General features: G+C 36.8%; 4 protein-coding genes and 2 pseudogenes. All 6 read right to left on the bottom strand.

Features of this window, described 5'->3' with window-relative positions; genetic code table 11:
- Positions 1-139: 139 nt before the first annotated feature.
- Positions 140-520 (bottom strand): annotated as a pseudogene (locus JR312_RS06005) (phage tail protein); the annotation flags it as partial.
- A gap of 1 nt (position 521) precedes the next feature.
- Entirely contained in the window at positions 522-827 is a 306-nt protein-coding gene (locus JR312_RS06010) for a head-tail joining protein (RefSeq protein WP_007550857.1), read from the bottom strand.
- A 97-nt stretch (positions 828-924) separates the two neighbouring features.
- Positions 925-1,929, bottom strand: a complete 1,005-nt coding sequence (locus JR312_RS06015) for a major capsid protein (RefSeq protein WP_006280204.1) — start codon at positions 1,927-1,929, stop codon at positions 925-927.
- Positions 1,930-1,966: 37 nt separating this feature from the next.
- Positions 1,967-2,338 carry a head decoration protein gene (locus JR312_RS06020; RefSeq protein WP_010082142.1) on the bottom strand — a complete coding sequence of 124 codons (372 nt, stop codon included), beginning with the start codon at positions 2,336-2,338 and terminating at the stop codon, positions 1,967-1,969.
- A 74-nt stretch (positions 2,339-2,412) separates the two neighbouring features.
- A complete protein-coding gene (locus tag JR312_RS06025; protein ID WP_006280203.1) occupies positions 2,413-3,474 on the bottom strand; it encodes a S49 family peptidase in 1,062 nt (353 codons plus the stop codon).
- Positions 3,471-4,829, bottom strand: a pseudogene (locus tag JR312_RS06030) (phage portal protein); the annotation flags it as partial. The gene JR312_RS06025 and the pseudogene JR312_RS06030, both read right to left, overlap by 4 nt.
- Positions 4,830-4,948 lie beyond the last annotated feature (119 nt).

Below are 4,948 nucleotides of genomic sequence, written 5' to 3' on the forward strand. Positions count from 1 at the left end.
TAATAGTTTAAAAGCATTTCTTAAAAAACTCACTATAACTTGGTCGCGATTTTCATTAAAAGACAAACGTAGAAGGGCTAGAGTATCCACTTTAACCTCTCTAAATTTGCTCACAATCTCTTAACTTGACGCGTATGGTTCTTCCTTCACGCCTAAAAACACCACTATTTCCTCTTGGCATTGTTGCCATAAATCCTCCTATAAACTTATGTTTTCCTACTTTCGCTCCTTTTCTTGTTTGTCTAATCTTGCCAATTGCTGATACCCTAATATCATATAAATTTGCTCTCATTAATACATCTAACCTACTTGTCTTAGCCTTAAAAATTCTTAGCCTTTTTCTCATTACCGTTAATTTTATCTTCTTTTCCTCACTAATTTCCTTAGCTGCTTGCGTTTTTAACCATAGTGCTGTTTTGTTCAATGCCCTCACCGCTGCTTTTTCCACTTTTTTCCTTTCAGCATTTACATTTTCAATTACCTTATTAATATTATCGGTAACTTCTATATTAATAGACATTTTACACCCCCGATGCTTGAATTTTCCATACCATTCCTGAATTATCTCTAAGTGGTGGTGTGTGTACTCTGTATCTACAACTACCTATGGAAAAAGTATCTCCTACCATTGGCTTTAATACATCAAACACACTTACTTCCAACAATAAAATTTCTCCTACAAATTGTCCTTCACCAATCTCGTATAATTTATCTGGCTGTTGCTTTAGTACTTGTACCATATATGACTTATCCTTTGATTCATACAAAGCTACTTTTCCTAAATGGGCAAAACAATCTTGCAATAATCTCTTAATATTTTCTTGCATATTTTTCTGCTATATACTAACCTTTACATGCTAAGAAGGGGCACACAGGTAAAGCATTCTTCTGCCTCACCACTTTATAGTTGCTCTACCTGTGTTGTTATGTTACAACGACTTTTACTAATACTCCCGGTCTATGGCACATTGGCAGAGAATTTGACTGAGTATGTAAATCGGTCCCTCTATCAAATCTTCTTGGCTCTTGTTTCGCGTAAAGTGGCTGTCCAAGAGTATTTACTGTCTCATTAAAGTCTGCTGGTGCAAAATACGTTGTAAATGTGCTCGCTGTTCCTAGTGGAAAACAGTTTCCACTTTCTCTTTCTATAAATCTTCTTACGGTTCCTTCAGGGTCGGTTGCTTGCCCTCTATACTCTTCAAATGTTATTCCACAGAACGTAAATCCTGATCTCATGTCATTCCTCAGCGCTGCTCCTTCTTGCCATCTTTCATATGCCTCTTTCACTTTACTATGCGAAATTAGTGCATCAAAAAACTCTGGACTTACCAGTGCATGAATCCCCGTCATATATTCACCACTTAAATTGTCCTCAACATGGCGCAATACTTCCAGACACTTACGCTTTACATCGGTTGTCGCAGTCCCCAATGCAAAATTTACTACTTTTGGTGTAATTTCAAATTCGTTGTAAAGGTTTAATAACTCCGACCCATCAGCATCAAGAATGATTCCCTTCAGCGCTCCCATTCTCAAATGTTCTAACGTTATTGCGTGTTTATTTCTCATTAGCTGCAAATGATCAGTTATTACATCTGCCAATGCTTTCAGTTCACTTTCTGACCCAAATGCCCTTATTCCCTGTACTTCCTCAGGCAACACTACGTCATCATGTGGTATATGTGGAATGGTAAAAGTTCTTATTTTTCGTTTTCCACGTTTTCCTACTGTTGCTGGTGCTCCTGGTAACTGCGTTGGTAGTAAACTTAATACTCCATTTTGCTCCTCTATAGTAATATGTCTAAATCTTACTGACCTACTTGGAAACAAATTTAAATTTTCAACTCGTCCATAATTTATCGGCAATATATTTATCGCATTTGTTAGTGCCGTCATGCTAAATGCTGTATTTGTAAATGGATTTTGCATTTTTTCTTTTCCCCCTTTTGTATTTTTAATAGTTTTTTTAAGCTCCCTTGCGGATAATGATCCCTCGTCCTTCAAGGTGCTTTATTGCTGCAGTTTTCTGCTCTTCAATGATATTTGCTGGCCATACAACTGCATGATCTGCTAGTATTGCACCACGAGCAATAATTACTCCTTTACTATTTTCCTTTGCGTTTACATCGCTTGCTATCACTCCTATAGCCGTTTGTGTCCCATCTGTGGCAGTTGGATTTAAAGCTTTAATAAAACCATCTTTAGTATCATAACCAACTACTTTTCCCAGCTTTAGATTTTGTCCCTTGGCTACTGTTATTTGATCTCTTGAATATAGGTTGGACACTTCATATTTCAGAAGATCGCCTAAATTATTTCCTTCAGTTATACTTATCATGTCTTTTTCTCTCCTTTTTTTATTTTTTTACCGCCATATTTGTGGTTGTTATACACGGCGGTTATACACATACTTTAAATGTTTGATTGCGCACGACTTTTCGCTACCTGCATCATCAACTCTTCTCCTGAATTCTGTGGTATTGCACTTAGTATTTCTGTCTTCTTCGTTCGCTCTGCAAGTAACTCCATTAAAACTTCCCTGGCTTGCTCAACACTTACGCTTTGCTCAATAAATTCTCCTATCTTTTCTGGCATTCGTGATAAGTTACATAAACGTATTAATTCAAGAACTTCAGTACGATACTTAGTTAAATTGTCAGTTTCTAGGTCATTTGTAGTTTTTTCATTCATAGTAATATCCCCTTTTTTATTAATAGATTTAAACTCTGAAAGAATTGTAATTCCATCTGCAAGACCTATTTCTACTGCTTTCTCGCCAAAATATAGCCCTGCTTCTGTTGATTTTATTGCCTCTACAGAAAGGTTTCTATTGCGTGCTATTAGCTCAACCAGCATTCCATATAAACGATTCACTTCGCTTTTTAGGCTTTCTAAACTCTCAGAAGTTATTGGCTCATGTGGATTTAAATCATTTTTTCTACTTCCTGCAAATACTGTCGTATATTTTATTCCCTGTTTTTCATCAAACCCACTTTGATCTATATGACTTGCTATTACTCCTATGCTTCCAACTCCTGAAGTTCTAGTTACCAATACTTTTTCAGCACTTGATGCAATTGCATACGCCGCAGAATACGCATCATCATTTGCTATTGCCACAATCCTCTTTTTTCTCCTTGCTTGGTAAATAAAGTCGGAAAGGTCGAATAAACCGTTTACTTCTCCTCCGGGGCTGTCTATGTCCAAAATTATTGTTTCTACTTCTTTATCTATTAAAGCTTCTTCTATCTCTTCACTTATCTTCTCATACGATGTCATCCCCAATACATCATCAAAAACTTCTGACTTTTTCGTCAAGATTCCATGTATTGGTATTATTCCTCTTTCACTATTTCTTACCGCATGTTTTATATTTTTAAAGATAGGCTGCTTTCCTGTTTGTAGTGACAGTAATTCAAAACTCCTTGGTTCTACCATTACACATCTGTTTAGCCATATCGCTTGGTTTTTCATATTATCTCTTGATTAGTAGTAACGTCGGAATCAAAACTTAAACCCAAGGAACTAGCACGTCTTTGATCTTCTGCAATTTCTTGGTCTATTTCTTCTACATCATAACCTAGCTCTGAAACCACTTCTGATCGACTCTTAAATCCATTTCTTACTGCCATTTGTTGTGCTTGCTGGTCTTTTAAAGGATCCACCCAATCAAATCCCTGTGGTATCCATTTTACTTCTTCTTTCGCTGCTTTTGCTACTTTTTTATCTATACTCAGTTCTCCACAGAGTACTGCTAATTCTAGCCATCTACTCCATACTGGTCTGCAAAATTGAAATACCATAATGTTGTGTTGCAGCATAGCACATCTACGACGAAACTCTATTAATCCTGCTCGAATGGATGAATAATTAACGCCCGTTAAATCTCCTGTTAGTTGCTCATATGTTATCCCTGTGCCTATTGCTATTGCCCTCAGCTGCTATCTCATGAATGCTTCATAACTTCCTCCTACATCAGATGGCTCTGAAAATTTTATGTCTTCTCCTGGGTCTAAAAGCTGCATTGTTCCTGGCTCTAAACCTGATAGTGCTACTCCTTGCTCATTACTTTCACCTTCTCCTAAAATATTTGCTTCAGGATCGAGCCTTGTAATAAACCCTGCAAACATCGCTGCTGTCTTTTTTCTCACTAATTCTGCATCATCATATTGATCAAGTTCATAGAGCTTTAGCAGTATACTCGAAAGCCATGGCTCTCCTCTAATTTGCCCAGGTCTTAATGGTCTATAAATATGTAAAACATCATTTGCTGGCACTCTCACTGATTCACCAAATGAGCCTTCACCAGGGTGTTCTTTAAATAGGTAATATGCTTCTCTTTGCCCAAGCTTGTTAAACTCAATCCCGTTTCTTATTACATTACCATTTCCTAAAGTTTGATTTGTTTTATTATCTAAATGTTCAGACTCAAGTACTTGCAGTTGTAATGGCACAGAAAATCTATCTTCCAGCTTTCTCGTTCTTAAACGTACAAAACATTCTCCTCCCTCTATCATACTTCTGCATACTAGAGCTTGTAATCCATAAAAATCACTTACTCCGTTACTGTCTGCTTCATCTGTCCATCTTAGCCATAATTCTTGCACCCTCTTTCGAAATTCCCCATCCCTTGCTTTTGATTGCGGTTTTATTCCTGTTCCAATAGAGTTACTTACTATTGTATCAATAATATTTGCTGCATATGGATTTTTTCTCACCATATCACGTGATCTACTACGTAAAGTTTCAAGGTTTTGAGACAGCAAATTGTTTATACTTCCTAACTCTGGTTGAAAGTGAAAAAATCTTCTTCCTGAGCCTGCAGCATCCCCATACGCGTCAAGTTAAGGAAATAAAGGTATGAAAGAGATAGAATAATAAGGTATAAGTTCTCCCAGATATACTTTTAGTGAGAGAACCAATGAATAAAATAACTTGCTTATCAAAA

The organism is Wolbachia endosymbiont of Nasonia giraulti (genome assembly GCF_048054155.1).
Classification (GTDB): Bacteria; Pseudomonadota; Alphaproteobacteria; order Rickettsiales; family Anaplasmataceae; genus Wolbachia; species Wolbachia pipientis_C.